Below are 26,073 nucleotides of genomic sequence, written 5' to 3' on the forward strand. Positions count from 1 at the left end.
GGGCTCCTCACGCGTAGGGGCTGTCGACGCCGGCGGCGGCCGGCTTGGGGGCACGGGCGGGGCAGCAGCCGACGGGGCAGAGGTTGTGACTGGCCCCGAGGGCGCCGAGCGCGCAGGGGGTGGGCCGCTCGCCGCGCTCCGTGGCCGCGCGCTCCAGGATCAGGTCGCGGACGGCCGCCGCGAAGCGGGGGTCGGCGCCCACGGTGGCCGAGCGGCGCATGGGGAGGTTCAGCTCCTCGGCCTTGGCCTTCGCCTCCGTGTCGAGGTCGTAGATGACCTCCATATGGTCCGAGACGAAGCCGATGGGGGCGATGACGACGGCGGGCGCGCCCGACTCCTGCAGGCTCTCCAGGTGGTCGCAGATGTCCGGCTCCAGCCACGGGATGTGCGGGGCTCCGGAGCGCGACTGGTACACCAGCTTCCACGGGTGGTCGACGCCGGTGCGCTCGCGGACGGCGTCGGCGACCAGCCCGGCCACCTCCAGGTGCTGCGCGACGTACGCGCCGCCCTCGCCGTGGCCCTCGACCGGGCCGGAGGTGTCCGCGGAGGCCGTGGGGATCGAGTGGGTCGAGAACGCGATGTGGGCGCCCTCGCGGACGTCCTCCGGGAGGTCGGCGAGCGAGCGGACCACGCCCTCGATCATGGGCTCCAGGAAGCCCTCGTGGTTGAAGTAGTGGCGGAGCTTGTCGACCTCGGGCAGGTCGAGTCCCTCGGCTTCGAGGGCGGCCAGCGAGTCGGCCAGGTTCTCGCGGTACTGGCGGCAGCCCGAGTACGACGCGTAGGCGCTGGTGGCCAGGACCAGGATGCGGCGGTGACCGTCGGCGGTCATCTCGCGCAGGGTGTCGGTCAGGTACGGGGCCCAGTTGCGGTTGCCCCAGTAGATCGGCAGGTCCAGACCGTGGTCCGCGAAGTCCTTGCGGAGGGCGTCCAGCAGCGCGCGGTTCTGGTCGTTGATGGGGCTGACCCCGCCGAAGAGGAAGTAGTGTTCGCCGACTTCCTTGAGGCGTTCCTTGGGGATGCCCCGGCCGCGGGTGACGTTCTCCAGGAACGGGATCACGTCGTCCGGGCCTTCGGGACCGCCGAAGGACAGCAGGAGCAGGGCGTCGTAAGGGGTGGCGTCGAGCGCGTCTCGCATGGGTCGAATCCTGTCATCCGGTACCGACAGCCGGGAAACGGCGGGGTGACGGGCCGGGTTCCCGGTCCGTCGGGACGGGTGCGGGCGGGCGTGTTCACGAGCGTCCGGGACGGGTGCGCTCGTGAGCGTGCGGGACGAGCGCGCTCGTGAGCGTCCGGGAGGGGTGCGAACGGGCGTGCTCGTGAGCGTGCGGGAGGGGTGCGAACGGGCGTACGACTTGTAAGCTGTATGGGCCGTATACGCGCCTTACGTCTTCCTTCCTCGCCTCCCGCCCGACCGGAGCCCGCCGTGCCGAGTCCTTACCGCGCCCTGTTCGCCGCACCCGGCTCCAGACGCTTCTCCGCCGCGGGCTTCCTCGGCCGGATGCCGCTGTCCATGATGGGCATCGGTGTCGTCACGATGATCTCGCAGATCAGCGGGCGGTACGGCCTCGCGGGCGCCCTGTCGGCCACCATCGCGCTGGCCGCCGCGGCCATCGGGCCGCAGATATCGCGCCTGGTGGACCAGTTCGGGCAGCGCCGGGTGCTGCGGCCGGCGGCGCTGGTCGCCCTCTCGTCGGCGGCCGGGCTGCTGTTCGCCACCTGGTACGGCGGACCGGACTGGGTGCTGTTCGTGTGCGCCGCGGGAATCGGGGCCGTGCCCAGTCTCGGGGCGATGGTCCGGGCCCGGTGGGCGACCCTGTACCGCGGGACCCCGCTGCTGCACACCGCGTACTCGTTCGAGTCGGTGGTCGACGAGGTGTGCTTCATCGTCGGGCCGATCATCTCCATCGGGCTGTCGACCGCGTGGTTCCCGGAGGCGGGCCCCCTCCTGGCGGCCTGCTTCCTGGCGGCCGGCGTCTTCTGGCTGACGGCGCAGCGCAGCACCGAGCCGGAGCCGCACCCCCGGGCCCGGCGCGGTGGCGGGTCGGCGCTGCGCTCGCGTGGACTGCAGGTTCTCGTCGCCACGTTCGTGGCGACCGGGGCGATCTTCGGAGCGGTGGACGTGGTGACGGTGGCCTTCGCCGACGAGCGGGGCCACAAGGGGGGCGCGAGCGTCGTGCTCGCCCTGTACGCGGCCGGATCCTGCGTGGCGGGGATCGTGTTCGGGCTGCTGCGTTTCTCAGGAGCCCCACAACGTCGCTGGCTGCTGGGCATATGCGCGATGGCCGTGAGTATGATCCCCCTCCTACTGGTCGGAAACTTGCCGTTTCTGGCCGTGGCGCTCTTCGTCGCGGGCCTGTCCATCGCTCCCACGATGATCACGACGATGTCCCTGATCGAAGAGCACGTACCACGCGCGCAGTCGACCGAGGGCATGACCTGGATCAGCACCGGCCTCGCGGTCGGCGTCGCGCTCGGCTCCTCCGTGGCAGGCTGGGTCATCGACGCGGCCGGCGCGCGGGCCGGGTACGGGGTTCCGGCGGTGTCCGGGGCCGTCGCGGTCGTGGTCGGTTTCCTGGGGTATCGCCGGCTCAGCAGGCCGGCTCCGCGTCGGGGAGGCACCGTTGAGCAGCACAGCGAGCGCGAAGAACGGCACGTGGCGTAACTGGGGCGGCAATGTCGTCTCCCGCCCCGCGCGGGAGGTGACGCCCGCCTCCGTGGAGGAGCTGGCGGCGGCCGTCCGGCAGGCCGCGGAGGACGGCCTGACCGTGAAGCCGGTCGGTACCGGGCACTCCTTCACGTCCATCGCGGCCACCGACGGTGTGTTGATCCGCCCTCAACTCTTGACCGGCATCCGCAAGATCGACCGCGATGCCATGACCGTCACGGTGGAGGCCGGCACCCCGCTCAAGAGACTCAACGTGGCGCTCGCGCGCGAGGGGCTCTCGCTCACGAACATGGGCGACATCATGGAGCAGACCGTCTCCGGCGCCACCAGCACCGGCACCCACGGGACGGGACGCGATTCGGCCTCCATCGCCGCGCAGATCAGGGGCCTGGAGCTGGTCACCGCCGACGGGTCGGTGCTCACCTGCTCCGAGAAGGAGAACCCGGAGGTCTTCGCGGCCGCCCGGATCGGCCTGGGCGCCCTCGGCATCGTCACCGCGATCACCTTCGCCGTGGAGCCGGTCTTCCTGCTCACGGCCCGCGAGGAGCCGATGCCCATCGACCGGGTGCTCGCCGAGTTCGACGCCCTGTGGGCCGAGAACGAGCACTTCGAGTTCTACTGGTTCCCGCACACCGGCAGCACCAACACCAAGCGCAACAACCGCAGCGCGGGCCCCGAGAAGCCGGTCGGCCAGGTCGCGGGCTGGTTCGAGGACGAGTTCCTCTCCAACGGCGTCTTCCAGGTGGCCCAGTGGGTCGGCCGGGCGGTGCCGGCCACCGTCCCGACGATCGCCCGGGTCTCCAGCAGGGCCCTGTCCGCGCGGACGTACACCGACATTCCCTACAAGGTCTACACATCGCCGCGCCGGGTGCGGTTCGTGGAGATGGAGTACGCCGTTCCGCGCGAGGCCCTGACCGAGACGCTGCGCGAACTCAAGGCGATGGTCGACCGCTCCGACCTCAGGGTCAGCTTCCCGGTCGAGGTGCGCACGGCGCCCGCCGACGACATCACCCTGTCCACCGCGTCCGGCCGCGACAGCGCCTACGTCGCCGTCCACATGTTCAAGGGCACCCCGTACCAGGCCTACTTCACGGCCGCCGAGCGCATCTTCACCGCGCACGAGGGACGTCCGCACTGGGGCAAGGTGCACACGCGGGACGCCGAGTACTTCGCAGGCGTCTATCCCCGCTTCGGCGAGTTCACCGCGCTGCGGGACCGGCTCGACCCCGACCGGCGGTTCCAGAACGACTACCTGCGAAGGGTGTTGGGCTCGTAGAACGGCCGAAGCCTTTGGTTCCATTTCTGGCGATTGCGTGAAGTACGCCACGTTCAAGATCCCGGAAACGGGCAACGGGGGGTCAACTCCGGTCCGTTGCCAGAAGTTGGGTGGCGTGCCAATCCACGCACGTGGTCCAAATGGAGTACTGTTGCGAGCCCTGGGTCCGGTCTCCCGCCAGGGCGTCCGGGGCTTGAAGGACCGCCGGGAGGGGGGCTAGTTGCACAGGGTGACGGAGTTGGTCACTTAGCGTTGCGAATAGGTAACCGTGCCATAACGGCGATCCAGGGCCCGTGCCCGACACGCCGGGCAACTCGGCAAGGTTGTGGCAGGCTGCACCCGGGCAGGCCACACTCGACTAGCGGAAGCAGCGACGCACGTGACGTCGGCAGGCACCACCCGGGAGGTCCCCATGCCCGAACTGCGTGTCGTGGCCGTCTCCAATGACGGCACACGGCTGGTGCTGAAGGCTGCCGACTCAACGGAGTACACGCTGCCGATCGACGAGCGGCTGCGCGCCGCCGTCCGCGGTGACCGACCCCGGCTCGGGCAGATCGAGATCGAGGTCGAAAGCCATCTCCGCCCCCGCGACATCCAGGCGCGTATACGTGCCGGTGCCACCGCGGAGGAGGTCGCCCAGCTCGCAGGCATCCCCGTCGACCGGGTACGGCGCTTCGAGGGCCCGGTCCTCGCCGAGCGCGCGTTCATGGCCGAACGGGCCCGCAAGACACCCGTCCGCCGCCCCGGCGAGAACACCGGGCCCCAGCTCGGCGAGGCCGTCCAGGAGCGGCTGCTGCTGCGCGGCGCCGAGAAGGACACGGTGCAGTGGGACTCCTGGCGCCGCGACGACGGCACCTGGGAAGTCCTGCTCGTCTACCGGGTCGCGGGCGAACCGCACTCGGCGAGCTGGACGTACGACCCGCCCCGGCGGCTCGTGCAGGCCGTCGACGAGGAGGCGCGCTCGCTGATCGGCGAGTCCGACGACCTCGCCGCGCCGGAGCCCAGCTTTCCCTTCGTACCGCGCATCGCACGGCTGCCGCGCGACCGCCCGCTGGACCGTTCCCTGGACCGGCCGAGCCTGCCGGCCCAGGCGTCCGAGCCCGCCGAGGAGATCACCGCCGGCGAACGGGACTCGCTGACCAGCCTGTTGGAGGCCGTACCGAGCTTCCGTGGCGACCTGGTGGTCCCGGAGCGTCCGTCGGAGACCTCGCCTCCGGAGGAGGAGCCGCCCGCCGTCGAACCCGAGGCGGAGGAGCCCCCGGCCCCCGCGGCCTCGGCCGGTTCCGCCTACGCGGACGTGCTCATGCCCCGCTCCGTCGGCAGTCACCGTGACCGCCTGATCGGCGCGACGGACCGCCAGGCGGAGGCCGACGGCGTCCGCCCCGGCCGCCGGGCCGCGGTCCCGAGCTGGGACGAGATCGTGTTCGGCACGCGGCGCAAGAAGCAGGAGTAACCGGGCGTACGGCGGTTGACGCCGGCTCAGAACGACGGGAGGCCCGCGCCGACTACGGCGCGGGCCTCTCCGCGCGCACTACTGGGGGTCGGGGCCCACCGCCACCGGCCGCTCGGGATCCGACGACCACTGCGACCACGACCCGACGTACAGCGCCGCCGGGATCCCCGCCACCGCCAGCGCCAGCACCTCGTGCGCAGCCGAGACACCCGAGCCGCAGTACACGCCGACGTCCGAACCGCCGCCCGCGCCGAGGGACTTGAAGCGCTCGGCCAACTGCTCGGCGGGCAGGAGGCGCCCGTCCGTACCGACGTTCTCGTTCGTCGGCGCCGACACCGCCCCCGGGATGTGCCCGCCGACCCGGTCGATCGGCTCCACCTCGCCCCGGTACCGCTCCCCCGCCCGCGCGTCGAGGAGCAGCCCGGAGCGCGCCAGCGCCGCCGCTCCGTCGGCGTCCAGCAACCCCATGGCGCCCGGCACCGGCTGGAAGTCGCCCGCCGCGGGTGTCGGCGCGGTCGTCTCCAGTTCCCCCTCCCACGTCGGCAACCCGCCGTCGAGGACCCGCACGTCCGGGTGACCCGTCCAGCGCAGCAACCACCACGCACGAGCCGCCGCCCAGCCCGGTCCGCCGTCGTACACGACCACCGGAGTCCCCGCCGAGACGCCGGCCCGGCGCATGGCTGCGCCGAAGACGTCGAGGTCGGGCAGCGGGTGCCGGCCGCGCTCGTCGGGCGCGGCGGCCAGCTCGGAGTCCAGGTCGACGTACACGGCGCCGGGGATGTGCCCCGCCGCGTACTCGGCCGGGCCGTCGAAGGGCGCCTTGGCGAGGCTCAGCTGCCAGCGGACGTCGAGCAGGACGGGCGGGTCGCCGCCCGTGAGGTCGCTCGCGAGTTCGGAAGCGGAGATGATGGCGTTCATGGCCCCCATCCTCGCGCACGGGGTGGCCGCATCGTCCATGTCCGGCTACTCTGCTCGGCCGGGCAGGCCCGATCACGAGGCGTACGGGTTCGGGCACATGCTGTACAGCGGATCGGCATCCGTCGGCACTGCGCGGAAACGGACGGGAAGCCGCACACCCGGCATGCTCCGGACACGGAGCTCGGCGTGGCGAGCGCGCCCGCGGCGCGCGGCACCGCCGGTGGTGCGAGCATCGGCACGGAGATCCGGTAAGCGGACGCGACACGGCCACCGCGAGGGGTCGAGGAGAGAGTGACGATGACGGAGGCACGGGAGTCGGCCGGCCCGAACGGCGAACAGCGGGCCGGGCACAGACCGGGTACACCCTGCTGGGTGAGTCTGATGGTGCACGGGCTGACGGCGACCGAGGAGTTCTACGCGGCGCTGTTCGGCTGGGAGTTCGAACCGGGCCCGCACCAGCTCGGCCCCTACGTGCGGGCCCTGCTGGACGGTTACGAGGTCGCAGGCATCGGCCAGCTGCCCCCGGACCGCCAACTCCCCATCGCCTGGACGCCGTACCTCGCCTCGGACGACGTGGACCAGACCGCGGAGACGGTACGGCTGTGCGGCGGCACGGTCGGGGTGGGCCCGCTGGACGCGGCCGACGCGGGCCGGATGGCCATCGGCTCCGACCCCTCCGGCGCGGTCTTCGGGATCTGGCAGGGCGCCGCCCACGGCGGTACGGACCTCACCGGCGTGCCCGGCACCCCCGCGTGGAACGAACTGGTCACCTATGAGACGGCCGGTGTGGCCAAGTTCTACGAGACGGTCTTCGGCTACGAGGAGAAACGAGTCGTCTCCGCCGACTTCGACTACGTCACCCTGCACATCGACGGCCGCCCGGTCGCCGGCCTGCACGGCGTCGGCAACGCACTTCCCCGGGACCGGGGTCCGCACTGGACGACGTACTTCGAGGTGGCGGACGCGGACGAGGCGGCGGCCCGGCTGAGCGACCTCGGCGGGCACGTTCTCAAGCCGCCGAAGGACAGCGTCCACGGCCGTGTGGCGACGGTGGCGGACCCGGAGGGAGCGCTGTTCTCCCTGATCGAGAGCCCGCGCTGAGCCGCGGGCGGCGGGCGGGTCAGGCCGGGGGGACCGGCAGCACGTCCGGCGACAGCGCCGCCGCCCGTGCCGTGGCCGCCGTCATGCGGCGGCGGTGGTGACGGCGGCACAGGACCTCGTAGCCGACGGCCTCGGCCTGGTTGACGTCGCCGACCACCACCTGGGCGCCCTCGACGACCATCTCACCGCCTGTCGTGCGGGCGTTGTGGGTGGCGCGGGCACCGCACCAGCACAGGGCCTCGACCTGCAACACCTCGACGCGGTCGGCGAGTTCGACCAGACGCTGGGAGCCGGGGAAGAGCTTGGAGCGGAAGTCGGTCGTGATGCCGAAGGCGTAGACGTCCAGGCCCAGGTCGTCGACGACGCGGGCGAGCTGGTCGATCTGCTCCGGGGCGAGGAACTGCGCCTCGTCGGCGATGACGTAGTCCGCGCGGCCGCCCTGCGAGAGATGGTCGACGAGATGGGCGTAGAGGTCCTGGCCGTCCTCGACCTCCACCGCGTCGGTGACCAGGCCGAGTCGCGAGGAGAGCTTGCCCTCGCCGGCGCGGTCGTCGCGCGTGAAGATCATGCCCGCCAGGCCGCGGGCCGAGCGGTTGTGCTCTATCTGCAGAGCCAGCGTGGACTTCCCGCAGTCCATCGTTCCGGAGAAGAACACCAGCTCGGGCATGGGAGGGCGAGCACCTTTCGGCGGACGGGGCGGGGGGGAGGGCGGGCAGCGCTTCAGGAGCGTACTTCGAGCAGGGGGACCAGCTGTTCGGCAGGGGTCATCGAGCCGTGGTTGCCGACCATCGCCGACTCCTTCGGCTCCCGCTCGGAGGCGATGATCAGTACGTCGTCGCGGGCGGCCGCAACGACGTCGCCGATGCGGGCGCGGACGCGGTCGTCGATGTGCGGGCCGAACCAGCCCGCCGCGATCGCCTCCTCCCGCGAGGCCACCCAGAACTGCTCGCCGAGCACCTCGCGCCAGCACGTCAGCACGTCGTTCTCCGCGCCGGGGACGGCGTAGACGTGACGGGCGCGGCCCTCGCCCCCCAGCAGGGCGACCCCGGCGCGCAGTTCCCAGTCCTCGTCGAAGTCGATGCGGTGCTGCTCGTCGAAGGGCACGTCGATCATGCCGTGGTCGGCGGTGACGTACAGCGCGGTGCGCGGCGGGAGTTGCTCGGCCAGCCGCTGGACGAGCCGGTCGACGTGCATGAGCTGGCCGCGCCAGGTGTCGGAGTCGACGCCGTAGCGGTGGCCGGCGCCGTCGAGTTCGGCGTAGTACGTGTAGACCAGGGAGCGGTCGCCGGCCGCGAGCTGCTCGGCGGCGAAGTCCATGCGGTCCTCGCCGGACAGCCGCCCGTGGAACGTTCCGCCACTGAGCGCGACCCTGGTCAGCGGGGTGTTCTCGAAGGTCGGGGAGGACACCTGGGCCGCGTGCACGCCCGCCTGGTGGGCGAGCTGGAAGATCGTCGGGTACGGCTGCCAGACCTGCGGCGGCGTCCACGGCTGCCAGCGCAGCTGGTTCATCAGCTCGCCGGTCTCCGGGTTGCGCACGGTGTAGCCGGGCAGGCCGTGCGCGCCCGGGGGCAGGCCGGTGCCGACGGAGGCGAGGGAGGTCGCGGTGGTCGCCGGGTAGGCGGTGGTCAGGGGGCGGCCGGTGCCGCCGCGCGAGCTGGCGAGCAGCGAGGTCATGAAGGGCGCCTCGTCCGCGTGGCGCTTCAGCTGTTCCCAGCCCAGGCCGTCGACCAGGAAGACGCAGTTGCGGTCGGCGGGGGCCAGTTCGGTGATCGCGGCCGTCGTGTCCGGTACGCCCATGCCCGCGGCCAGGGTGGGCAGCAGGTCGGCGAGGGAGCCGCTGCCGTACTCGGGCAGGGGCGCGGAGGCGACGGAGAGCGGTTCGGGATGGGCGTCCCAGGGAGCGTGGACCATCAGCGGGTGGTGTCCGCGGTCGCCTCGGAGAGCGACTGGGCGAAGGCGAGCGCCTGGCGCACCGTCTCCGGGCCGTCGCCGGCCTCGCTGACGCGCAGGCTGAGGTCGTCGGCCGTGGAGTTGCCCGTGTAGCCGTGGTCGGCCTCGCAGTTGGGGTCGCCGCAGGCGGCGGGTTCGAGGTCGATGCGGGAGACGGCGCCCCAGCCGATGGTGAGGACGACCTCGCGGGGCAGGGTGCCCGGCGTGTACTGCTCCGGGTTGGCGACCACGCGGCTGAGCACGACCGAGGAGATCCGGCCGAGCTTCACGGACTCGGTGGACGTCGTCGCGTACGGCGTCGGGGAGGTGCTGTCGGCGGCCTGCTCGTCGGTGTGGCTGACGATGAAGCGGTTGCCGGTGAGGACGAGCACGGTGACGTGCCGCCGCACCTCGTTCTGGTCGAACGTCGTCTCCTGATGGACCAGGTACGACCGGATGGGCTCGCCGCCCACGGCGGCCTCCACCGCCTCGGCCACGAGGGCCGGGTAGTAGCCGCTGCGCTCGATCGCCGCACGCAGCCCCTGGGTCGTCGTACTGGTCTTGGCCATGACGTCCATCCTACGGTGGCCCGTCGGCTGCGAGGCACCGCTCAGGCCGTCCGGGTGCGCCTCTCAGTAGACGGGGAGCGTGCGCGGGCCGAGGTCGTCCCGGGCGGGCGGGGGCGCCAGCCGGACGGAGGCGCCGAGAACGCTCAGGCCATGGGGGGCGACGACGACGGGCTCCAGGGTGACCGCGACGACCTCGGGGTGGTCGTCGACCAGCCGGGACACCCGCAGCAGCAGTTCCTCCAGCGCAGGCGTGTCGACGGGGGTCGAGCCGCGCCAGCCGAACAGGAGCGGTGCCGTCCGGATCGACCGGACCAGTGAGGCCGCCTCCCGGTCGGTGACCGGGACCAGCCGGTGCGCCATGTCGCCGAGCAGCTGGGAGGCCGGTCCGGCCAGGCCGAACGAGACCACGGCCCCGGCCGCCGGGTCGATGACGGCCCGCACGATGGTGTCCACGCCGCGTGGCGCCATGGCCTGCACCACCGGGCGGAGCTCCTCCGGCTCGCCGAACAGCTCCGTCAACTCGGCGTACGCCCGCCGCAGTTGCTCCTCGTCCGCGAGATCGAGGCGTACGCCGCCCAGGTCGGCGCGGTGGCGCAGGTGCGGGGCGGTGGCCTTGAGGGCGACGGGGTAGCCGATGCCGTCCGCGGCCCGGACGGCGTCGTCCGGGGCGAAGGCGGGAACGGCCCTGCGTACGTCGATGCCGTAGCGGCCGAGGAGCTGGTGGGTCTCCTCGGTGCCCAGGGTGAGGCCCTGTCCGCGCGCGAGCAGGCCGTCGATCTGCTCGGCGGCGCCCTTCTCGTCGATGTCCTCGTACTCGGGCACCCGGCCGGGCTCGGCGGCCTCGCGCCGCCACTGGGCGTAGTTCACGGCTTCGGCGAGGGCCCTTACGGCGCGCTCGGCGGCGGGGTAGGCGGGGATGAGGCGGGATTCGGCCGGGGCGCTCGCGGCGGGGGTCGCCGGGGTCGTGGGGGGCAGCATCTGGGAGGGGCGCGGCCGGGCGCCGGAGGGGGTGCTCGAACCGGTCTGGGGTGCGGTGCTCGCCGCGGCGGACAGGGCTTGGGCGAGCCCGCCGAGCTCCACGTGGACCACCAGCACGGGCTTGCCGGGCACGGCCTGGGCGGCCGACCGCAGCGCCTCGGCCAGCTCCGCGTCGCCGGGCGAGGCCTCTCCGATGGCCGGGATCGCCGTCACCACGACCGCGTCGCAGGAGTCGTCCTCCAGGGCGTGCAGCAGCGCGGTGTGGAAGTCCCCGGCGGAGGCCTCGGTGGTCAGGTCCAGGGGCCGCTGCGGCCTGAGGCCCTCGGCGAGACAGGCGTCGTAGGTGAGCAGGCCGAGCGACTCGGAATTGCCCAGGATCGCCACCCGGGGTCCGGCCGGCAGCGGCTGGCGGGCGAGCAGCAGTCCGGCGTCGACCAGTTCGGTGATCGTGTCGACGCGGATGACGCCGGCCTGCCGGAGCAGCGCGGAGACCGTGGCGTGCGGCAGCCGGGTGGCGCGTACGGCGTGGCCCTGCGGCGCCGAACCGGCGCCCTGGACCACGACCAGCGGCTTGGCGGCCGCCGTGCGCCGCGCGAGGCGCGTGAACTTGCGGGGGTTGCCGATGGACTCCAGGTACATCAGGACGACGTCGGTGTCCGGGTCGTCGTACCAGTACTGGATGAGGTCGTTTCCGGAGACGTCGGCGCGGTTGCCGGAGGAGACGAAGGTGGACACGCCGGTGACGCCGGTGACTCCGCCGCCGCGTCGGTGCAGCCGGGACAGCAGGGCGATGCCGATGGCGCCGGACTGGGCGAACAGGCCGATGCGGCCGGGGCGGGGCATCTGGGGGGCGAGGGAGGCGTTGAGCCGTACCTGCTCGGAGGTGTTGATGACGCCGAAGGCGTTCGGGCCGATGATCCGCATGCCGTACGCGCGCGCGTGCCGGACGAGTTCGCGCTGGCGCTCGCGTCCCTCGGGGCCGCTCTCGGCGTAGCCGGCGGAGATCACGACGAGTCCCTGCACGCCGTGCTCGCCGCACTCGGTGACGACCTGGGGGACGTGCTCGGCGGGCACGGCGACGACGGCGAGGTCGACGGTGCCGTCGATGTCCTGCACCGAGCGGTGGGCGGGGACGCCGTCGAGTTCCTTGAGGTCCTCGGGGAAGGCGCCGTTGACGGCGTACAGGGGCCCGGCGTAGCCGGCGTCCCGGATGTTGTCGAGAACGCTGCGGCCCACTCCCCCGGGCGCGCGGCCGGCGCCGACGACGGCGACGGAGCCGGGTGCCAGCAGGCGGCGTACGGAACGCCCTTCGGCGCGCTGCTCGCGCGCGCGTTGCACGGCGACGGAGCGGTCGGTGGGTTCGAGGTCGAACTCCAGGCGGACGACGCCGTCCTCGAAGTGGCGCTTCTGGGTGTACCCGGCGTCCGTGAACACCTTGATCATCTTGGTGTTGGCGGGCAGCACCTCGGCGGCGAAGCGGCGGATGCCGCGCTCGCGGGCGACGGCGGCGATGTGTTCGAGGAGGGCGGAGGCGACGCCGCGGCCCTGGTGGGCGTCCTGGACGAGGAAGGCGACCTCGGCCTCGTCGGCGGGTGCGGACGCGGGCGTTCCGTCGGCGCCGATGCGGTCATAGCGTACGGTGGCGATGAACTCGCCGCCGACCGTGGCCGCGAGTCCCACCCGGTCCACAAAGTCGTGGTGCGTGAAGCGGTGGACGTCCTTGGCGGACAGGCGAGGGTAGGGCGCGAAGAAGCGGTAGTACTTCGACTCGTCCGAGACCTGCTCGTAGAAGCTGACCAGGCGATCTGCGTCATCAACGGTGATGGGGCGGATGCGCGCGGTGCCGCCGTCGCGGAGCACCACGTCGGCCTCCCAGTGGGCGGGATACTCGTGCCGGTCCGACGCGATCTGCATGGGCCCCAGAGTACGGCTCGCGTCCGACAGCGGCGCGAGGCAGTCTGTGGAGAACCGAAGAGGACGTCGATCGGGCCGAGGCCGCGGCCCGACCACCCACCCCGGACGGAACGTGAGTACCGCTCCGGAGACTCTTCACGTTGTGGGAAACTGGTCTAGACAACCCTGAAAACCGAAGGGCAGCATCACATGGCTGAGCGCCGCGTCAACGTCGGCTGGGCCGAGGGCCTCCACGCCCGCCCCGCTTCCATCTTCGTCCGGGCCGCCACGGCCGCAGGTATCCCGGTGACGATCGCCAAGGCCGACGGCAACCCCGTCAACGCGGCCTCCATGCTGGCCGTCCTGGGTCTGGGCGCCCAGGGTGGCGAGGAGATCGTCCTCGCCTCCGACGCCGAGGGCGCGGACGTCGCCCTCGACCGTCTGGCCAAGCTGGTCTCCGAAGGGCTCGAGGAGCTTCCCGAGACCGTCTGATCGCGGCACCACAGAAGGGCTCGTCCGAATTACCGGGCGGGCCCTTCGCATTTCCTGTGCCGGGGTCGGAAATTCTCGACGGCGGGCAGCTTGAATTAGCCCCCTCGAATTCCCTTCCCTTTGTATACGGCGCTCGTGTTAATGCCGCAGGCTCGACATGTTTACGGCGTGTTGCGAGTTCCTCACACCGTTCGCGCCGCCGAACCGCAGCCGGTGCGCGGCCGTCGAGCGCTCGGTGTGCAGGCTCGTGATCGCCCGCGCGCGGTCGCCGTCGCCCCGGGCCACGGCGTCGACGATCGCGCCGTGCTCCGCCCAGGACTCCGCGGGGTTGGCCGGCGCGTCCACCGCGTACATCCAGGCGATCTTGTGGCGCAGCTGGGTCAGCATCGACGTCAGCGCGGGACTGCCCGAGGCCTGGGCGAGCGTCTCGTGGAACCAGCCGCCCAGGGAGCGCAGATCCTCGCTGCCGCCCCTCCTGGCCCGCTCCTGGCCCAGTCTGACCAGGCCGCGCAGGACCTTGAGGTGGGCCTCGGTGCGCCGCTGGGCGGCCCGGGACGCACCCAGCGGCTCCAGCAGCATGCGCATCTCCAGCAGGTCGGCGGCCTCCTGCTCGGTCGGTTCCGCCACGCACGCGCCCGCGTGCCGGCGGGTCACCACGAAGCCCTCGGCCTCCAGGGTGCGCAGGGCCTCGCGGACGGGGACACGCGAGACGCCGTAACGGCGGGCGAGGAGTTCCTCGGTGAGGCGGCCGCCACGCTCGTAGACACCCGCGACGATGTCGTCCCGGATGGCCGTGCACACCGAGTGCGCCGGAATACGCATGACCGACCTCCGTCTTAATCCCCGTGAAACGTCGACGATTGACGTTGTGTCCAGCGACTCTATTGCAATGAGCCGGAATTTCCGACGGCAGGCCGGAATCCATGGATATTTTTTGGACACCGGGGCGACAGAAACGACGAAGACCCCGGCTCGGGGGAGCCGGGGTCTTCGGAGTATGGCGGCGCGTCGCTAGACGTTCACACCGTGCGAGCGCAGGTACGCGACGGGGTCGATGTCCGAGCCGTACTCGGGGGTCGTCCGGGCCTCGAAGTGCAGGTGCGGTCCGGTGGTGTTGCCGGTGGAGCCGGAGAGACCGATCTGCTGGCCGGTGACGACCTTCTGGCCGACGGAGACGCCGATGGACGACAGGTGGCCGTACTGGGTGTACGTCCCGTCGTTCATCCGGATCACGATCTGGTTGCCGTACGCCCCGCCCCAGCCGGTCTGGACGACCGTGCCGTAGCCCACCGCGTGGACGGACGTACCGCTCGCGGCGTGGAAGTCGATGCCGGTGTGGCTGCCGGAGGACCACAGGGAGCTGCTGGCCTTGTAGCCCGTGGAGACGTACGAGTTGGAGATGGGCGCGACGAAGGAGTTCAGGCGCTTGCGCTCGGCCTCACGGGCGGCGCGCTCCTTGGCCTCGCGCTCCTTCTTGGCGAGCGCTTCGGCCTTCTTGCGCGCGGCTTCCTCGGCGGCCTTCTTGCGGGCGGCCTCCTCGGCGGCCTGCTTCTGGGCCTCGGCCTGCGCGTCGATCTTCTCGGCGATCGAGTCGCCGATGCTGATGACGGGGGTGAGGCCGGTCTGCTCGACGGCGTCGACGGAGTTGTCCGCGGCGAGCGCGGGGGCCGCGAGAGCGCCGATCACACCGGTGGTGGCGAGGGCCGCGACGCCGGCGACCTGGGCGGTGGAACGCTTGATGCGGCTGGGACGACGGTGCTTCCCGGTGGCGCACATGAACGCCATGTAGTGGCTGTTCCTTTCCTTCCCTCTCGCCTACCGGGTTAGCTGACGGGTTCGGAGCAGGAAGGTCTCCTACGGACCCCCTCGCGGCTCGCGCGGGCGTCCGATTCACCCCAGGGACTACGTGGGTCCCCGGCTCCCCTGGCTCGCGCCGTACGGGGACTCGGCGATGACTGCCCGGTGCCGCGGGTGCGGCGCAGTGCCTGACGGACAGCCCGGACGACGCTAAGCGGGGCGCCTTTCAATCCCCAAACGGATCACGGCTTTTGTAGCGCATCCCACAGGGCAGACGGGCATCTCTCCTTCAATTACGCGCCAATTCGGACATAGGAGGGCCCTGGTGACAGGTCAGTCACCAGGGCCTCCCACGCGCGCGTGCCGCTACTCGGCGGACACCACGGTCACTTCACCGATGCCGAGCGCCTCCACCGGCTCCTTGATCTGCGCCGCATCACCGACGAGGACGGTCACCAGACGGTCCACCGGGAACGCGTTCACGACCGCCGCGGTGGCCTCCACCGTGCCGGTCGCGGCGAGCTGCTGATACAGCGTCGCCTGGTAGTCGTCGGGCAGGTGCTGCTCGACCTGGTCTGCCAGTGTGCTCGCGACCGCCGCAGCGGTCTCGTACTTCAGCGGCGCCACGCCCACCAGGTTCTGCACCGCGACGTCGACCTCGGCGTCGGTGAGACCGCCCTCGGCGAGCGTGCGCAGCACCTTCCAGAGGTCGTCGAGTGCCGGGCCGGTGTTCGGGGTGTCGACGGAGCCGCTGATGGCGAGCATCGACGCGCCCGTGCCGTCCGGGGCGGACCTGAGGACCTGCCCGAACGCGCGCACACCGTAGGTGTAGCCCTTCTCCTCGCGCAGGACGCGGTCCAGGCGGGAGGTGAGGGTGCCGCCGAGGCAGTAGGTGCCGAGCACCTGCGCCGGCCACACGCGGTCGTGGCGGTCGGCGCCGACGCGGCCGATGAGCAGCTGCGTCTGGACTGCGCCGGGACGGTCCACGATGATCACGCGCCCGGTGTCGTCGGCGGTCACCGGCGGCACGGGACGGGGCTCGGCCTTCGAGCCCGTCCAGGTGCCCAGGGTCTCGCCGAGCAGGGCGTCCAGGTCGATGCCGGTGAGATCGCCGACGACGACCGCGGTGGCCGTGGCGGGCCGCACATGGCGGTCGTAGAAGGCGCGTACGGCGGCCGCGTCGATCTTCTCGACGGTCTCCTCGGTGCCCTGACGCGGGCGGGACATGCGCGAGGTCGCCGGGAACAGCTCCCTGGAGAGCTCCTTCGCGGCGCGGCGGGAGGGGTTGGCCAGCTCGTGCGGGATCTCGTCCAGGCGGTTGCGGACCAGCCGCTCGACCTCGCCGTCGGCGAACGCGGGCGCCCTGAGGGCGTCGGCGAGCAGGCCGAGCGCCTTGGCCAGGCGGGAGGCCGGCACTTCGAGGCTGAGGCGGACGCCGGGGTGGTCGGCGTGCGCGTCGAGGGTGGCGCCGCAGCGCTCCAGCTCGGCGGCGAACTCCTCGGCGGAGTGCTTGTCGGTGCCCTCGGAGAACGCGCGCGCCATGATCGTGCCGACGCCGTCGAAGCCGGCCGGCTCGGCGTCCAGGGGCGCGTCCAGGAGCACCTCGACGGCGACGACCTGCTGGCCGGGGCGGTGGCAGCGCAGCACGGTCAGGCCGTTGTCGAGCGCCCCGCGGGTGGGTGCGGGGAACGCCCAGGGCCTCGCCTCGCCGGCCTGGGGCTGCGGGTGGAACTCCATCGTGGCGAGCTCGCTCACTTGGCCGCCTCCTCGTTCTTGTCGCCGGCTTCGACCGTGGCCTCGGCCTCGGGGTCTTCGGGAGGATCCGCGTCCTCGGCGACCTCTCCGGAGACGGGTTCGTAGACGAGCACCGCGCGGTTGTCGGGCCGCAGGCGGGCCTTGGCGACCTCCTGGACCTCCTGGGGGGTGATCTCCAGGACGCGCTGGACGGCGGTCAGGGCGAGCTGCGGGTCGCCGAACAGGACGGCGAAGCGGCACAGTTCGTCGGCGCGGCCCGCGACCGTGCCCAGCCGGTCCAGCCACTCGCGCTCCAACTGGGCCTGGGCGCGCTCCATCTCCTCGCTCGTGGGGCCCTCCGCGGCGAACCGGGCGAGTTCCTCGTCGATGGCGGCCTCGATGACCGGCACCTCGACGTCACCGGACGTCTTCACGTCCAGCCAGCCCAGGGAGGGGGCCCCGGCCAGGCGCAGCAGTCCGAAGCCGGCCGCGACGGCGGTACGGTCGCGCCGCACGAGCCGGTTGTAGAGGCGGGAGGACTCGCCGCTGCCGAGAACCGTGAGCGCCAGGTCGGCGGCGTCGCACGCGCGCGTGCCGTCGTGCGGCAGCCGGTAGGCGGCCATCAGGGCGCGCGCCGGCACCTCCTCCTCGACGACCTCCCGCAGCTGCTCGCCGATCACGTCGGGGAGCGTGCCGTCGCGGGGCGCGGGCTTGCCGTCGTGCCCGGGGATTGAACCGAAGTACTTCTCGACCCAGGCGAGCGTCTGCTCGGGGTCGATGTCGCCGACGACCGACAGGACGGCGTTGTTGGGCGCGTAGTAGGTGCGGAAGAACGCGCGCGCGTCCTCCAGGGTCGCCGCGTCCAGGTCGGCCATCGAGCCGATCGGGGTGTGGTGGTAGGGGTGGCCCTCCGGGTAGGCGAGGGAGGTCAGCTTCTCGAAGGCGGTGCCGTACGGGACGTTGTCGTAGCGCTGCCGGCGTTCGTTCTTGACGACGTCCCGCTGGTTCTCCATGGACTCGTCGTCCAGGGCGGCCAGCAGGGAGCCCATGCGGTCGGCCTCCAGCCAGAGGGCGAGCTCCAGCTGGTGGGCGGGCATGGTCTCGAAGTAGTTGGTCCGCTCGAAGCTCGTGGTGCCGTTGAGCGAGCCCCCGGCGCCCTGCACCAGCTCGAAGTGGCCATTGCCCTTGACCTGGCCCGACCCCTGGAACATCAGATGCTCGAAGAGGTGAGCCAGGCCGGTACGGCCCTTGACTTCGTGGCGCGAGCCGACGTCGTACCAGAGGCACGCCGCCGCGACCGGGGTCAGGTGGTCCTCCGAGAGCACCACGCGCAGGCCGTTGGCCAGGCGGTGCTCGGTCGCTGTCAGGCCCCCGGTGCCTGCCTGGTCTGTGGCCGTGTGACCCATGGGCATGTACGTCCCTTCGATCGCGGATGCGGTGCTGGAAACCGCTGTTTTCCTGCCGGTCCTGCCACTGTATGCAAGCGGGCGGACCGGCGGCGAAGTTCCCGGACGACGTACGCCCTCAGCGGATCGCGTAGCCTGCGGGCAGCCGCGGCGAGGGCGACCCCGCCCGCCGGGCCTGACCGCCGACACCGGGTCCTGGCCCGCGTTGTCAGTGCCGCGGTCCACAATGGTCGCGTCAGATCCCGTTCATGCTTCACCAAGCGTGAGCCGAAGGGGACGTGAGCGACCCGTAGGCGAGCGACCAGAAAAGAGGAGCCGGCAGCGATGGCCCGCCGCAGCACGAAGACCCCGCCGCCCGACGACTCGTTCGAGGAGCGCATCCTCGACATCGACGTCGTCGACGAGATGCAGGGCTCCTTCCTCGAGTACGCGTACTCGGTCATCTACTCCCGCGCCCTGCCCGACGCCCGTGACGGTCTGAAGCCGGTGCACCGCCGCATCGTCTACCAGATGAACGAGATGGGCCTGCGCCCCGACCGCGGCTATGTGAAGTGCGCGCGCGTGGTCGGCGAGGTCATGGGCAAGTTGCACCCGCACGGCGACGCGTCGATCTACGACGCCCTGGTGCGCATGGCGCAGCCCTTCTCGATGCGCGTGCCCCTGGTCGACGGCCACGGCAACTTCGGTTCGCTGGGCAACGACGACCCGCCGGCCGCCATGCGGTACACCGAGTGCCGCCAGGCGCAGGCGACGAGCCTGATGACGGAGTCGATCGACGAGGACACGGTCGACTTCGCGCCCAACTACGACGGCCAGGAGCAGGAGCCGGTCGCCCTCCCCGCCGCCTTCCCGAACCTGCTGGTCAACGGCTCGTCGGGCATCGCGGTCGGCATGGCGACCAACATGCCGCCGCACAACCTCGGCGAGGTGATCGCGGCCGCCCGCCACCTGATCCGCTACCCGAACGCGGACCTGGAAACCCTGATGAAGTACGTCCCGGGCCCCGACCTGCCCACCGGCGGCCGCATCGTCGGCCTCTCCGGCATTCGGGACGCGTACGAGACGGGCCGCGGCACCTTCAAGATGCGTGCCACGGTCGAGATCGACACGGTCACCGCCCGCCGCAAGGGCCTGGTCGTCACCGAACTGCCCTTCACGGTCGGCCCCGAGAAGGTGATCGCCAAGATCAAGGACCTCGTCGGGTCGAAGAAGATCCAGGGCATCGCCGACGTCAAGGACCTCACCGACCGCGAGCACGGCCTGCGCCTGGTCATCGAGATCAAGAACGGCTTCGTGCCCGAGGCAGTCCTGGAGCAGCTGTACAAGCTGACGCCGATGGAGGAGTCCTTCGGCATCAACAACGTCGCCCTGGTGGACGGGCAGCCGCTCACACTCGGCCTCAAGGAGCTCCTCGAGGTCTATCTCGACCACCGCTTCGAGGTCGTGCGCCGCCGCAGCGAGTTCCGCCGCACCAAGCGCCGCGACCGCCTGCACCTGGTGGAGGGCCTGCTCACCGCGCTGGTCGACATCGACGAGGTCATCCGCCTGATCCGCTCCAGCGAGAACAGCGCACAGGCGAAGGAACGCCTGATGGAGCGCTTCTCGCTGTCGGAGACCCAGACCCAGTACATCCTCGACACCCCGCTGCGCCGCCTCACCAAGTACGACCGCATCGAGCTGGAGGCGGAGAAGGAGCGGCTCAACGCGGAGATCGCGGAGCTGACCCGGATCCTGGAGTCGGACAGCGAGCTGCGCAAGCTGGTCTCCTCCGAACTGGCCTCGGTGGCGAAGAAGTTCGGCACCGAGCGGCGCACGGTCCTGCTGGAGTCGTCGGGCGCCCCGGCGGCCGTACCGCTGCAGGTCGCGGACGACCCCTGCCGGGTACTGCTCTCCTCGACGGGTCTGCTGGCCCGTACGGCGAACGGCGAGCCGTTCCCGGCGGACGCCGAGGGCAGGAGGGTGAAGCACGACGTGATCGTCTCGGCGGTGCCGGCCACGGCCCGCGGCGAGATCGGTGCGGTCACCTCGGCCGGCCGGCTGCTGCGGATCAACGTCGTCGACCTGCCGCAGCTGCCGGAGACGGCGTCGGCGCCGAACCTCTCCGGCGGCGCGCCCGTGTCGGAGTTCGTGTCCCTGGAGGGCGACGAGACGGTGGTCTGCCTGATCACGCTCGACGAGTCCTCCCCGGGCCTCGCGCTCGGCACCGAGCAGGGCGTCGTCAAGCGTGTGGTGCCCGACTACCCGTCCAACAAGGAGGAGTTGGAGGTCATCACGCTCAAGGAGGGCGACCGGATCGTCGGCGCGGTGGAGCTGCGCACCGGCGAGGAGGACCTGGTCTTCATCACGGACGACGCCCAGCTGCTGCGCTACCAGGCCTCCCAGGTCCGCCCGCAGGGCCGTCCGGCGGGCGGCATGGCGGGCATCAAGCTGGCCGAGGGCGCGAAGGTCATCTCCTTCACGGCCGTGGACCCGGCGGTGGACGCGATGGTGTTCACGGTCGCGGGCTCGCGCGGCACCCTCGACGACTCGGTCCAGACGACGGCCAAGCTGACCCCGTTCGACCAGTACCCGCGCAAGGGCCGGGCCACCGGCGGTGTGCGCTGCCAGCGGTTCCTGAAGGGCGAGGACTGCCTGTCCCTGGCCTGGGCGGGCGCCGTCCCGGCCAAGGCGGCCCAGAAGAACGGCACCCCGGCCGACCTCCCGGACATCGACCCGCGCCGCGACGGCTCGGGCGTGTCACTGCCGAAGACGGTGGCGGTGGTGGCGGGTCCGGCTTAAAGGATCTTTGGTCCTCTGTCCTCTGTCCTCCAGTCCTCGAAGGCGGGTTCTTCGGGGTCCGCGAGGTCCTTGTCCCGGCCTTGCACGTAGCGCAGGACGCCCCACATGCCGTGCTCGTCGGCGGTGTGCGGGGCGTCGCTCTCGCACGTCTTGAGTTCCTTGCCGAGGGCGGCCGCGTCGATGCCCGAGCCGATGAGGACGAGCTGGGTGAGGCGGGGGTCCTGGGGCGGCCAGGCCTCCGGGTAGAAGCGCAGGAAGCGCCCCACGGCGTGCACGGCGTACCGGTTGCGGACGTCGTGCGCGCCGAAGTCGACGTAGCCCTTGATGCGGTAGAGCCCCTCGGGCCTGCTGTCGAGGAACTGCATCAACCGACGGGGGTCCATGGGCACTTCGGAACCGAAGGCGACGCTGTCGTAAGCGTTGTGCAGATGCGCGGCGTGATCGTCCTGCTCGTGCTCGTGGAGGTCGTCGAAGGAGAGCTGGCCGACGCGCTCCTCACTGGGCCGGCAGTCGAAGAGGAACTCGGGGTCGATACGGCCGTAGGAGGCGGGTACGACCGCGGCGCGGTCGACGAGGGAGCGCACGAGCCCGAGGACCCTGTCGCCGTCCGCGGCACGGTCGAGCTTGTTGACGACGACGAGGTCGGCGAGTGCGAGATGCCGGTCGATCTCGGGGTGCCTGGCGCGGGTGTCGTCGAACTCGGCGGCGTCGACGACCTCGACGAGACCGCCGTAGACGACCCCCGGATGCTCGCTGGCCAGCACCATCCGCACCAGCTCCTGCGGCTCGGCGAGACCACTGGCCTCGATGACGATGACGTCGATGCCGGTGGCGGGGGCGGCGAGCTTCGCGAGGTAGCCGTCGAGCTCGCCGGCGTCGACGGCGCAGCACAGGCATCCGTTGCCGAGGGAGACGGTGGAGTCGCCGAGCGCGCCGGCGACGGCCATCGCGTCGATCTCGATGGCACCGAAGTCGTTGACGATGGCACCGATACGGCTGCCACCGCTGCGGTGCAGGAGGTGGTTGAGGAGCGTGGTCTTGCCGGATCCCAGAAATCCGGCGAGAACGACGACCGGGATCTGCCGGATGCCAGAGCTCGGCTGACTCAACGTGCGACCTCTTTCGCGCTGCTGTGCGCCGGAGCGTGATGCCGGCGCCCGTACGAGCTGTGACTGCCGGACCAGGATACGAGCCGGAATAATCACCGCGAAGTGAACGATTGTTAGCAGCACCGACGGGGCAGACGTCTGGCAAGGCGCCGGAGTGTGCGACCCTCGCTTCCCTCGGTGCCCCTCCTCTCCGCCTCCCCGCCGACCAGAGCCGCTCGGCACCCAGGGAGACGGCAAGCGCCGCCCACCGCTCGCCGGTCCCCATAGGTCGACCCGCACCCCGACGACCGGCGGAACGGCCGCCTGATTCGGGGGTTGACATGGCCACACAGGACTTTGGGATGCGCGGGCTGGGTCCTGCCGTCGTCGCGGGACTCGCCTTCGCGGCGGGGGCCCTCGCGGCGCTGACGGTCCGGCAGCGTCACCACGACGAACTGGTCCTGCGCATAGCGACGATGGAACGGGACGACCGCAAGGCCGCCCTGACCGAACAGCAGCGCTTCCAGTTCTCCCTGCTGTGCAAGGCCATGGACGACGCCGACCTCGCCGCCGTGTACAGCACCGTCCAGATCGACTCGCCGACGCAGCGCCGGCAGTACCTGTTCGCCCACGGGATGTACACCAACGCACTGCTCGCGTACCGGACCGGAGTGGTCAACTGGGAGGAGCTGCACGGTCACCTGCGGGTGATCTGCATGAACCCGATCTTCCGTGACTACTGGAGGGTTCACACCGATCACCGCGCGAGTCTGCGCGACGATTCGGAGGAGGCACGCGTGGGCCGAATGGTGGACGGCATCATCCAGGATCTGGACGAGGCCGACACCGACGAATGGTGGGTCGTCGGCGAACCGCCCACGGAGCAGGGCTAGTTGGATCGGGCCAGTTGACGCGATTGCGTCTTGCGTCTCGGCCGACCCGGAACTTCACGGCGACAACGGGGGGCTAATCTTGGCTCGCCCTTATCACTCACCCCGAAGGACCGGGATCCCCTTTGAAGATCGTGCGCCGCATCGGCGCGTCTCCGCGTGAACGTGGCAGTCTCTCCGGCGACACCTGCCCCGACATCTTCGAGCTCAGCGACGGCAACTTCGCAGTCATCGGTACCGAGGCCACCGCGGAGCTGGACAGCGAGCTGCCCGCAGACGCCGCTCGCGCCGACTACGAGCGGATCGTCATCGTGAGCCGGGAAACGCTCGTTCGCGCGAAGGCCGACATCCCCGACGCATGAGTTCCCCCACGGGTGACGGCCCACCCCGATCCGTTTCCCGTCGCACCGCCCCACCGCACTCCACGAAGAGCGATCCCGGGGCCCGCCCCGAGCAGTACGGGACCCCGTGCTCCGCTCAGGCTCCTTCGCGGCCCGGCGCCAGAACGGCACCGGGCCCCACGCACGCCCGGCCCCCGTCTCACGCCGCCTTCGGCACCGCCACCGGCGCCCCCGGTCCCACATACCGCGCCACCGGCCTGATGATCTTCCGGTCCTCCGCCTGTTCCAGGACGTTGGCGCTCCAGCCCACCACCCGCGCCGCCGCGAATGTCGGGGTGAACATCTCGCGGGGCAGACCGCACAGTTCCATGACCACGCCCGCGTAGAACTCGACGTTCGTGTGGAGTTCGCGGCCGGGCTTCAGTTCCGCCAGGATCGCCTCCACCTGCCGCTCGACCTCCACGGCGAACTCGACCCGCGGGCCGCCGAAACTCTGGGCGACCTCCCTGAGCATCCGGGAGCGGGGGTCCTCCGTGCGGTAGATCGCGTGGCCGAAGCCCATGATGCGATCGCCCGCGAGGACGCGCTCACGGATCCAGGGGCTGATGCGGTCAGGGGTACCGATGGCGTCCAGGGTGTCCAGGGCCCGGCTCGGCGCTCCGCCGTGCAGAGGCCCCGACAGGGCTCCCACCGCGCCGACCAGACATGCCGCCACGTCCGCTCCGGTGGACGCGATGACGCGGGCCGTGAAGGTTGATGCGTTGAATCCGTGATCAATGGTTGAGATCAAGTATTGCTCGATCGCCCGGGCCTGACGCGGTTCCGGTTCCGAACCCGTGAGCATGTAGAGGTAGTTGGCCGCGTAGGGAAGGTCTTCGCGGGGTTCCACCGGTTCGAGGCCCCGCTCCAGGCGATGCAGTGCGGCGAGGAGGGTGGGTACGGCGGCGGCCGCGACGAGGGTGTTCCGACGTCGTTCGTCCGCGTCGATGTCATACACGGGTCGGAAGCCCTTCGCGGCGCCGAGCAGCGAGAGCGCGGTGCGCATGCCGGCCAGTGGCCCCGAGTCACCGCTCGCCGCCGCGATCGCGGGCAGCACCGCGCGCACCTCGTCCGGCAGCCGCCGCAGGGCCACCGTCTCGGCGAGGAAGTCCGCTCGCCGCGCCGCGTCCGGCAGCTCGCCGTGGACCATGAGGTGCCAGACGTCCTCGAAGCCGCGGGTCAGGGCGAGCTCCACAGCCGAGTACTGGCGGTAGTGATAGAAGCCCTCGAGCCCCCGCACGTCTCCGATCGAGGTCTCGGTGACGACGACACCGGCGAGTCCTCGCGGCACGTTGACGGGTGTAGCCGCTGGCTTGTTGACGGACATGATTACCTCCCTGGACTTGATTCGACTGTCCATGCTTGACTGTATTGCTGTCAATATTGATTGAATCAACTTGCTTCATCCATGTGTCGCTAGGCGGATACGGTGACCCCATGCGCGATCAGGACCCCTCCCCCGCCTCCGCGGAACGACGGCTGACCACCAAGGAAGCCGCCGAACTCCTCGGCGTGAAGCCCGAGACCGTGTACGCGTACGTCAGCCGCGGGCAGCTCAGCAGCCGACGCGCGCCGGGCGCCCGGGGCAGCACCTTCGACGCCGGTGAGGTGCAGGCCCTCGCCCGGCGCAACAGGCGGGAAAGCAGCGGGAGTCCGGGATCGGGCGGCGAACTGTCCGTCCGGACCCGCATCACGCTCATCGAGGAGGACCGCTACTACTTCCGGGGCGTGGACGCCGCCGAACTCGCCACCCGCCACTCCTACGAAGACGTCGCGGAGTGGCTGTGGACCGGCCGCATGCGACCGGGAACGACCTTCACCGCGCCCGAAGCCGCCGTACTCGTGGCCCGTCGCGCCGTCGACGGCCTGCCCGAACACACCAGCCCCACGGACCGGTTGCGGGTCGCCGCGATCGGCGCCGGGACCGCGGACCCGCTGCGTTTCGACCTGTCCGAGGAAGCCGTGCTCGGCACCGCGCGCACCCTGATCCCGACCCTGGTCGCCGCCCTGCCGCAACGGGGGACCTATCGCCGCGACGAAGGGCCCCTGGCCCAGCGCCTGTGGTCACGGCTCAGCGGCCGGGACGCCGATGAAGCCTCGCTGCGCGCCCTCGACACGGCGCTCGCCCTCCTCGTCGACCACGATCTCGCCGCCTCGACCCTCGCCGTGCGCGTCGCCGCCTCGGCCCGCGCGCACGCCTACGCGGCCGTCTCCGCCGGGCTGGGCGTGCTGGAGGGCCCCCTGCACGGAGCCTCCAGCGGGCTCGCGCACCGGCTGCTGATGGACGTGCTCGACGAGGGCGACGCGGGCCCCGTGATCGCCGAGGAGCTGCGGGCCGGCCGTCGCATCCCCGGACTCGGCCACCGTCTCTACACCGGCGAGGACCCACGCGCGCGTGTCCTGTTCGGCCTCTTGGAGGAGATCCCGAACGCCGCCCCCGCGCTCGCCGCGGCCCGCGACATCGTCGCCACCACCGCCCGTCACGCCCCGTTGCACGCCAACGTCGACCTGGCCCTGGCCGTGCTCACGGCGTCCTGCGGCATGCCGGCCACCGCCGGTGAGACGATCTTCGCCGTGGCCCGTACGGCGGGCTGGATCGCCCACGCCCTGGAGGAGTACGGGGAGCGCCCGCTGCGCATGCGCCCGAGTGGGCACTACGTGGGCCCGAAGCCGCCCCAGCCCCTGCCGGAGTGACCGATCACCTCAAGATGAGGTGCCCAGTCGCC

Annotated in this window: 21 protein-coding genes and 1 riboswitch; of the genes, 9 read left to right on the forward strand and 12 right to left on the reverse strand. The window is 71.5% G+C overall.

The window, feature by feature from the left end; all coding sequences use genetic code 11:
* Window positions 1-7: 7 nt before the first annotated feature.
* On the reverse strand, window positions 8-1,135 hold the full coding sequence (locus tag ACQF4J_RS13595; RefSeq protein WP_351570362.1) for a ferrochelatase: 1,128 nt from the start codon (window positions 1,133-1,135) through the stop codon (window positions 8-10).
* A gap of 288 nt (window positions 1,136-1,423) precedes the next feature.
* On the opposite strand from ACQF4J_RS13595, the gene ACQF4J_RS13600 reads away from it, so the two are divergent.
* From ACQF4J_RS13600 to sepH, 3 genes are all read left to right on the forward strand, one after another.
* Window positions 1,424-2,662 carry an MFS transporter gene (locus tag ACQF4J_RS13600; protein WP_427165702.1) on the forward strand — a complete coding sequence of 413 codons (1,239 nt, stop codon included), beginning with the start codon at window positions 1,424-1,426 and terminating at the stop codon, window positions 2,660-2,662.
* Window positions 2,622-3,941 (forward strand): D-arabinono-1,4-lactone oxidase, encoded by a 1,320-nt coding sequence (locus tag ACQF4J_RS13605; RefSeq protein WP_427165703.1) that lies wholly within the window; start codon window positions 2,622-2,624, stop codon window positions 3,939-3,941. Before ACQF4J_RS13600 ends, ACQF4J_RS13605 begins: the two co-directional genes overlap by 41 nt.
* Before the next feature lie 412 nt (window positions 3,942-4,353).
* A complete protein-coding gene (gene sepH, locus ACQF4J_RS13610; RefSeq protein ID WP_351570355.1) occupies window positions 4,354-5,394 on the forward strand; it encodes a septation protein SepH in 1,041 nt (346 codons plus the stop codon).
* Window positions 5,395-5,472: 78 nt separating this feature from the next.
* Here the strand turns inward: sepH and ACQF4J_RS13615 are convergent, their stop codons facing one another.
* A complete protein-coding gene (locus tag ACQF4J_RS13615) occupies window positions 5,473-6,312 on the reverse strand; it encodes a sulfurtransferase (RefSeq protein ID WP_351570352.1) in 840 nt (279 codons plus the stop codon).
* A 297-nt stretch (window positions 6,313-6,609) separates the two neighbouring features.
* Between ACQF4J_RS13615 and ACQF4J_RS13620 the strand changes: the two genes are divergently transcribed.
* Window positions 6,610-7,413, forward strand: coding sequence for a VOC family protein (locus ACQF4J_RS13620; protein WP_427165704.1), 804 nt, complete (start codon window positions 6,610-6,612; stop codon window positions 7,411-7,413).
* Between the two features lie 19 nt (window positions 7,414-7,432).
* On the opposite strand, the gene ACQF4J_RS13625 is transcribed toward ACQF4J_RS13620, so the two are convergent.
* The 4 genes from ACQF4J_RS13625 to ACQF4J_RS13640 are packed head-to-tail and all read right to left on the reverse strand — an operon-like array spanning window position 7,433 to window position 12,803.
* Window positions 7,433-8,080: a thymidine kinase gene (locus ACQF4J_RS13625; protein ID WP_351570346.1), complete on the reverse strand. Its 648-nt coding sequence runs from the start codon at window positions 8,078-8,080 to the stop codon at window positions 7,433-7,435.
* 53 nt (window positions 8,081-8,133) lie between these two features.
* Window positions 8,134-9,324, reverse strand: a complete 1,191-nt coding sequence (locus tag ACQF4J_RS13630) for an alkaline phosphatase family protein (protein ID WP_427165705.1) — start codon at window positions 9,322-9,324, stop codon at window positions 8,134-8,136.
* The gene (locus ACQF4J_RS13635; protein ID WP_351570340.1) at window positions 9,324-9,920 is read right to left on the reverse strand and encodes a DUF5998 family protein; all 597 of its coding nucleotides are present in this window, start codon (window positions 9,918-9,920) and stop codon (window positions 9,324-9,326) included. The genes ACQF4J_RS13630 and ACQF4J_RS13635 overlap by 1 nt, the downstream gene beginning before the upstream one ends.
* A gap of 54 nt (window positions 9,921-9,974) precedes the next feature.
* Window positions 9,975-12,803: a GNAT family N-acetyltransferase gene (locus ACQF4J_RS13640; RefSeq protein ID WP_351570337.1), complete on the reverse strand. Its 2,829-nt coding sequence runs from the start codon at window positions 12,801-12,803 to the stop codon at window positions 9,975-9,977.
* 189 nt (window positions 12,804-12,992) lie between these two features.
* On the opposite strand from ACQF4J_RS13640, the gene ACQF4J_RS13645 reads away from it, so the two are divergent.
* The gene (locus ACQF4J_RS13645) at window positions 12,993-13,274 is read left to right on the forward strand and encodes an HPr family phosphocarrier protein (RefSeq protein ID WP_067441040.1); all 282 of its coding nucleotides are present in this window, start codon (window positions 12,993-12,995) and stop codon (window positions 13,272-13,274) included.
* 138 nt (window positions 13,275-13,412) lie between these two features.
* Here ACQF4J_RS13645 and ACQF4J_RS13650 read toward each other — a convergent pair whose 3' ends face one another.
* The 4 genes from ACQF4J_RS13650 to ACQF4J_RS13665 form a co-directional block, all read right to left on the reverse strand.
* A complete protein-coding gene (locus ACQF4J_RS13650; RefSeq protein WP_351570334.1) occupies window positions 13,413-14,096 on the reverse strand; it encodes a GntR family transcriptional regulator in 684 nt (227 codons plus the stop codon).
* 189 nt (window positions 14,097-14,285) lie between these two features.
* On the reverse strand, window positions 14,286-15,059 hold the full coding sequence (locus ACQF4J_RS13655; RefSeq protein WP_351799306.1) for a M23 family metallopeptidase: 774 nt from the start codon (window positions 15,057-15,059) through the stop codon (window positions 14,286-14,288).
* Between the two features lie 12 nt (window positions 15,060-15,071).
* Window positions 15,072-15,235: riboswitch (cyclic di-AMP (ydaO/yuaA leader) on the reverse strand.
* 202 nt (window positions 15,236-15,437) lie between these two features.
* The gene (locus ACQF4J_RS13660; protein WP_351570329.1) at window positions 15,438-16,826 is read right to left on the reverse strand and encodes a M16 family metallopeptidase; all 1,389 of its coding nucleotides are present in this window, start codon (window positions 16,824-16,826) and stop codon (window positions 15,438-15,440) included.
* Entirely contained in the window at window positions 16,823-18,217 is a 1,395-nt protein-coding gene (locus ACQF4J_RS13665; protein WP_427165706.1) for a M16 family metallopeptidase, read from the reverse strand. Before ACQF4J_RS13665 ends, ACQF4J_RS13660 begins: the two co-directional genes overlap by 4 nt.
* A 318-nt stretch (window positions 18,218-18,535) precedes the next feature.
* On the opposite strand from ACQF4J_RS13665, the gene ACQF4J_RS13670 reads away from it, so the two are divergent.
* Window positions 18,536-20,989 carry a DNA gyrase/topoisomerase IV subunit A gene (locus ACQF4J_RS13670; RefSeq protein WP_351570324.1) on the forward strand — a complete coding sequence of 818 codons (2,454 nt, stop codon included), beginning with the start codon at window positions 18,536-18,538 and terminating at the stop codon, window positions 20,987-20,989.
* On the opposite strand, the gene ACQF4J_RS13675 is transcribed toward ACQF4J_RS13670, so the two are convergent.
* On the reverse strand, window positions 20,986-22,098 hold the full coding sequence (locus ACQF4J_RS13675) for a CobW family GTP-binding protein (protein ID WP_427165707.1): 1,113 nt from the start codon (window positions 22,096-22,098) through the stop codon (window positions 20,986-20,988). The genes ACQF4J_RS13670 and ACQF4J_RS13675 overlap by 4 nt on opposite strands.
* A 320-nt stretch (window positions 22,099-22,418) precedes the next feature.
* Between ACQF4J_RS13675 and ACQF4J_RS13680 the strand changes: the two genes are divergently transcribed.
* Both ACQF4J_RS13680 and ACQF4J_RS13685 read left to right on the forward strand, forming a co-directional pair.
* Entirely contained in the window at window positions 22,419-22,970 is a 552-nt protein-coding gene (locus ACQF4J_RS13680) for a DUF6082 family protein (RefSeq protein WP_427165708.1), read from the forward strand.
* A 122-nt stretch (window positions 22,971-23,092) separates the two neighbouring features.
* Window positions 23,093-23,329 (forward strand): hypothetical protein, encoded by a 237-nt coding sequence (locus tag ACQF4J_RS13685; RefSeq protein ID WP_351570315.1) that lies wholly within the window; start codon window positions 23,093-23,095, stop codon window positions 23,327-23,329.
* Between the two features lie 178 nt (window positions 23,330-23,507).
* Here the strand turns inward: ACQF4J_RS13685 and ACQF4J_RS13690 are convergent, their stop codons facing one another.
* Window positions 23,508-24,674 (reverse strand): citrate synthase/methylcitrate synthase, encoded by a 1,167-nt coding sequence (locus ACQF4J_RS13690; RefSeq protein ID WP_427165709.1) that lies wholly within the window; start codon window positions 24,672-24,674, stop codon window positions 23,508-23,510.
* Between the two features lie 110 nt (window positions 24,675-24,784).
* Between ACQF4J_RS13690 and ACQF4J_RS13695 the strand changes: the two genes are divergently transcribed.
* Entirely contained in the window at window positions 24,785-26,041 is a 1,257-nt protein-coding gene (locus ACQF4J_RS13695; protein WP_351799293.1) for a citrate synthase, read from the forward strand.
* The last annotated feature ends 32 nt before the right edge of the window (window positions 26,042-26,073 follow it).

The organism is Streptomyces sp. C1-1 (assembly GCF_050214755.1).
GTDB lineage: Bacteria > Actinomycetota > Actinomycetes > Streptomycetales > Streptomycetaceae > Streptomyces.

Excerpts from the sequence above, each read along its gene's own strand:
- ACQF4J_RS13595 (WP_351570362.1), bottom strand. The coding sequence starts at position 1,135 with ATGCGAGACGCGCTCGACGCCACCCCTTACGACGCCCTGCTCCTGCTG.
- sepH (WP_351570355.1), top strand. The coding sequence starts at position 4,354 with ATGCCCGAACTGCGTGTCGTGGCCGTCTCCAATGACGGCACACGGCTG.
- ACQF4J_RS13615 (WP_351570352.1), bottom strand. The coding sequence starts at position 6,312 with ATGAACGCCATCATCTCCGCTTCCGAACTCGCGAGCGACCTCACGGGC.
- ACQF4J_RS13620 (WP_427165704.1), top strand. The coding sequence starts at position 6,610 with ATGACGGAGGCACGGGAGTCGGCCGGCCCGAACGGCGAACAGCGGGCC.
- ACQF4J_RS13625 (WP_351570346.1), bottom strand. The coding sequence starts at position 8,080 with ATGCCCGAGCTGGTGTTCTTCTCCGGAACGATGGACTGCGGGAAGTCC.
- ACQF4J_RS13630 (WP_427165705.1), bottom strand. The coding sequence starts at position 9,324 with ATGGTCCACGCTCCCTGGGACGCCCATCCCGAACCGCTCTCCGTCGCC.
- ACQF4J_RS13635 (WP_351570340.1), bottom strand. The coding sequence starts at position 9,920 with ATGGACGTCATGGCCAAGACCAGTACGACGACCCAGGGGCTGCGTGCG.
- ACQF4J_RS13640 (WP_351570337.1), bottom strand. The coding sequence starts at position 12,803 with ATGCAGATCGCGTCGGACCGGCACGAGTATCCCGCCCACTGGGAGGCC.
- ACQF4J_RS13645 (WP_067441040.1), top strand. The coding sequence starts at position 12,993 with ATGGCTGAGCGCCGCGTCAACGTCGGCTGGGCCGAGGGCCTCCACGCC.
- ACQF4J_RS13650 (WP_351570334.1), bottom strand. The coding sequence starts at position 14,096 with ATGCGTATTCCGGCGCACTCGGTGTGCACGGCCATCCGGGACGACATC.
- ACQF4J_RS13655 (WP_351799306.1), bottom strand. The coding sequence starts at position 15,059 with ATGGCGTTCATGTGCGCCACCGGGAAGCACCGTCGTCCCAGCCGCATC.
- ACQF4J_RS13665 (WP_427165706.1), bottom strand. The coding sequence starts at position 18,217 with ATGCCCATGGGTCACACGGCCACAGACCAGGCAGGCACCGGGGGCCTG.
- ACQF4J_RS13670 (WP_351570324.1), top strand. The coding sequence starts at position 18,536 with ATGGCCCGCCGCAGCACGAAGACCCCGCCGCCCGACGACTCGTTCGAG.
- ACQF4J_RS13680 (WP_427165708.1), top strand. The coding sequence starts at position 22,419 with ATGGCCACACAGGACTTTGGGATGCGCGGGCTGGGTCCTGCCGTCGTC.
- ACQF4J_RS13690 (WP_427165709.1), bottom strand. The coding sequence starts at position 24,674 with ATGTCCGTCAACAAGCCAGCGGCTACACCCGTCAACGTGCCGCGAGGA.
- ACQF4J_RS13695 (WP_351799293.1), top strand. The coding sequence starts at position 24,785 with ATGCGCGATCAGGACCCCTCCCCCGCCTCCGCGGAACGACGGCTGACC.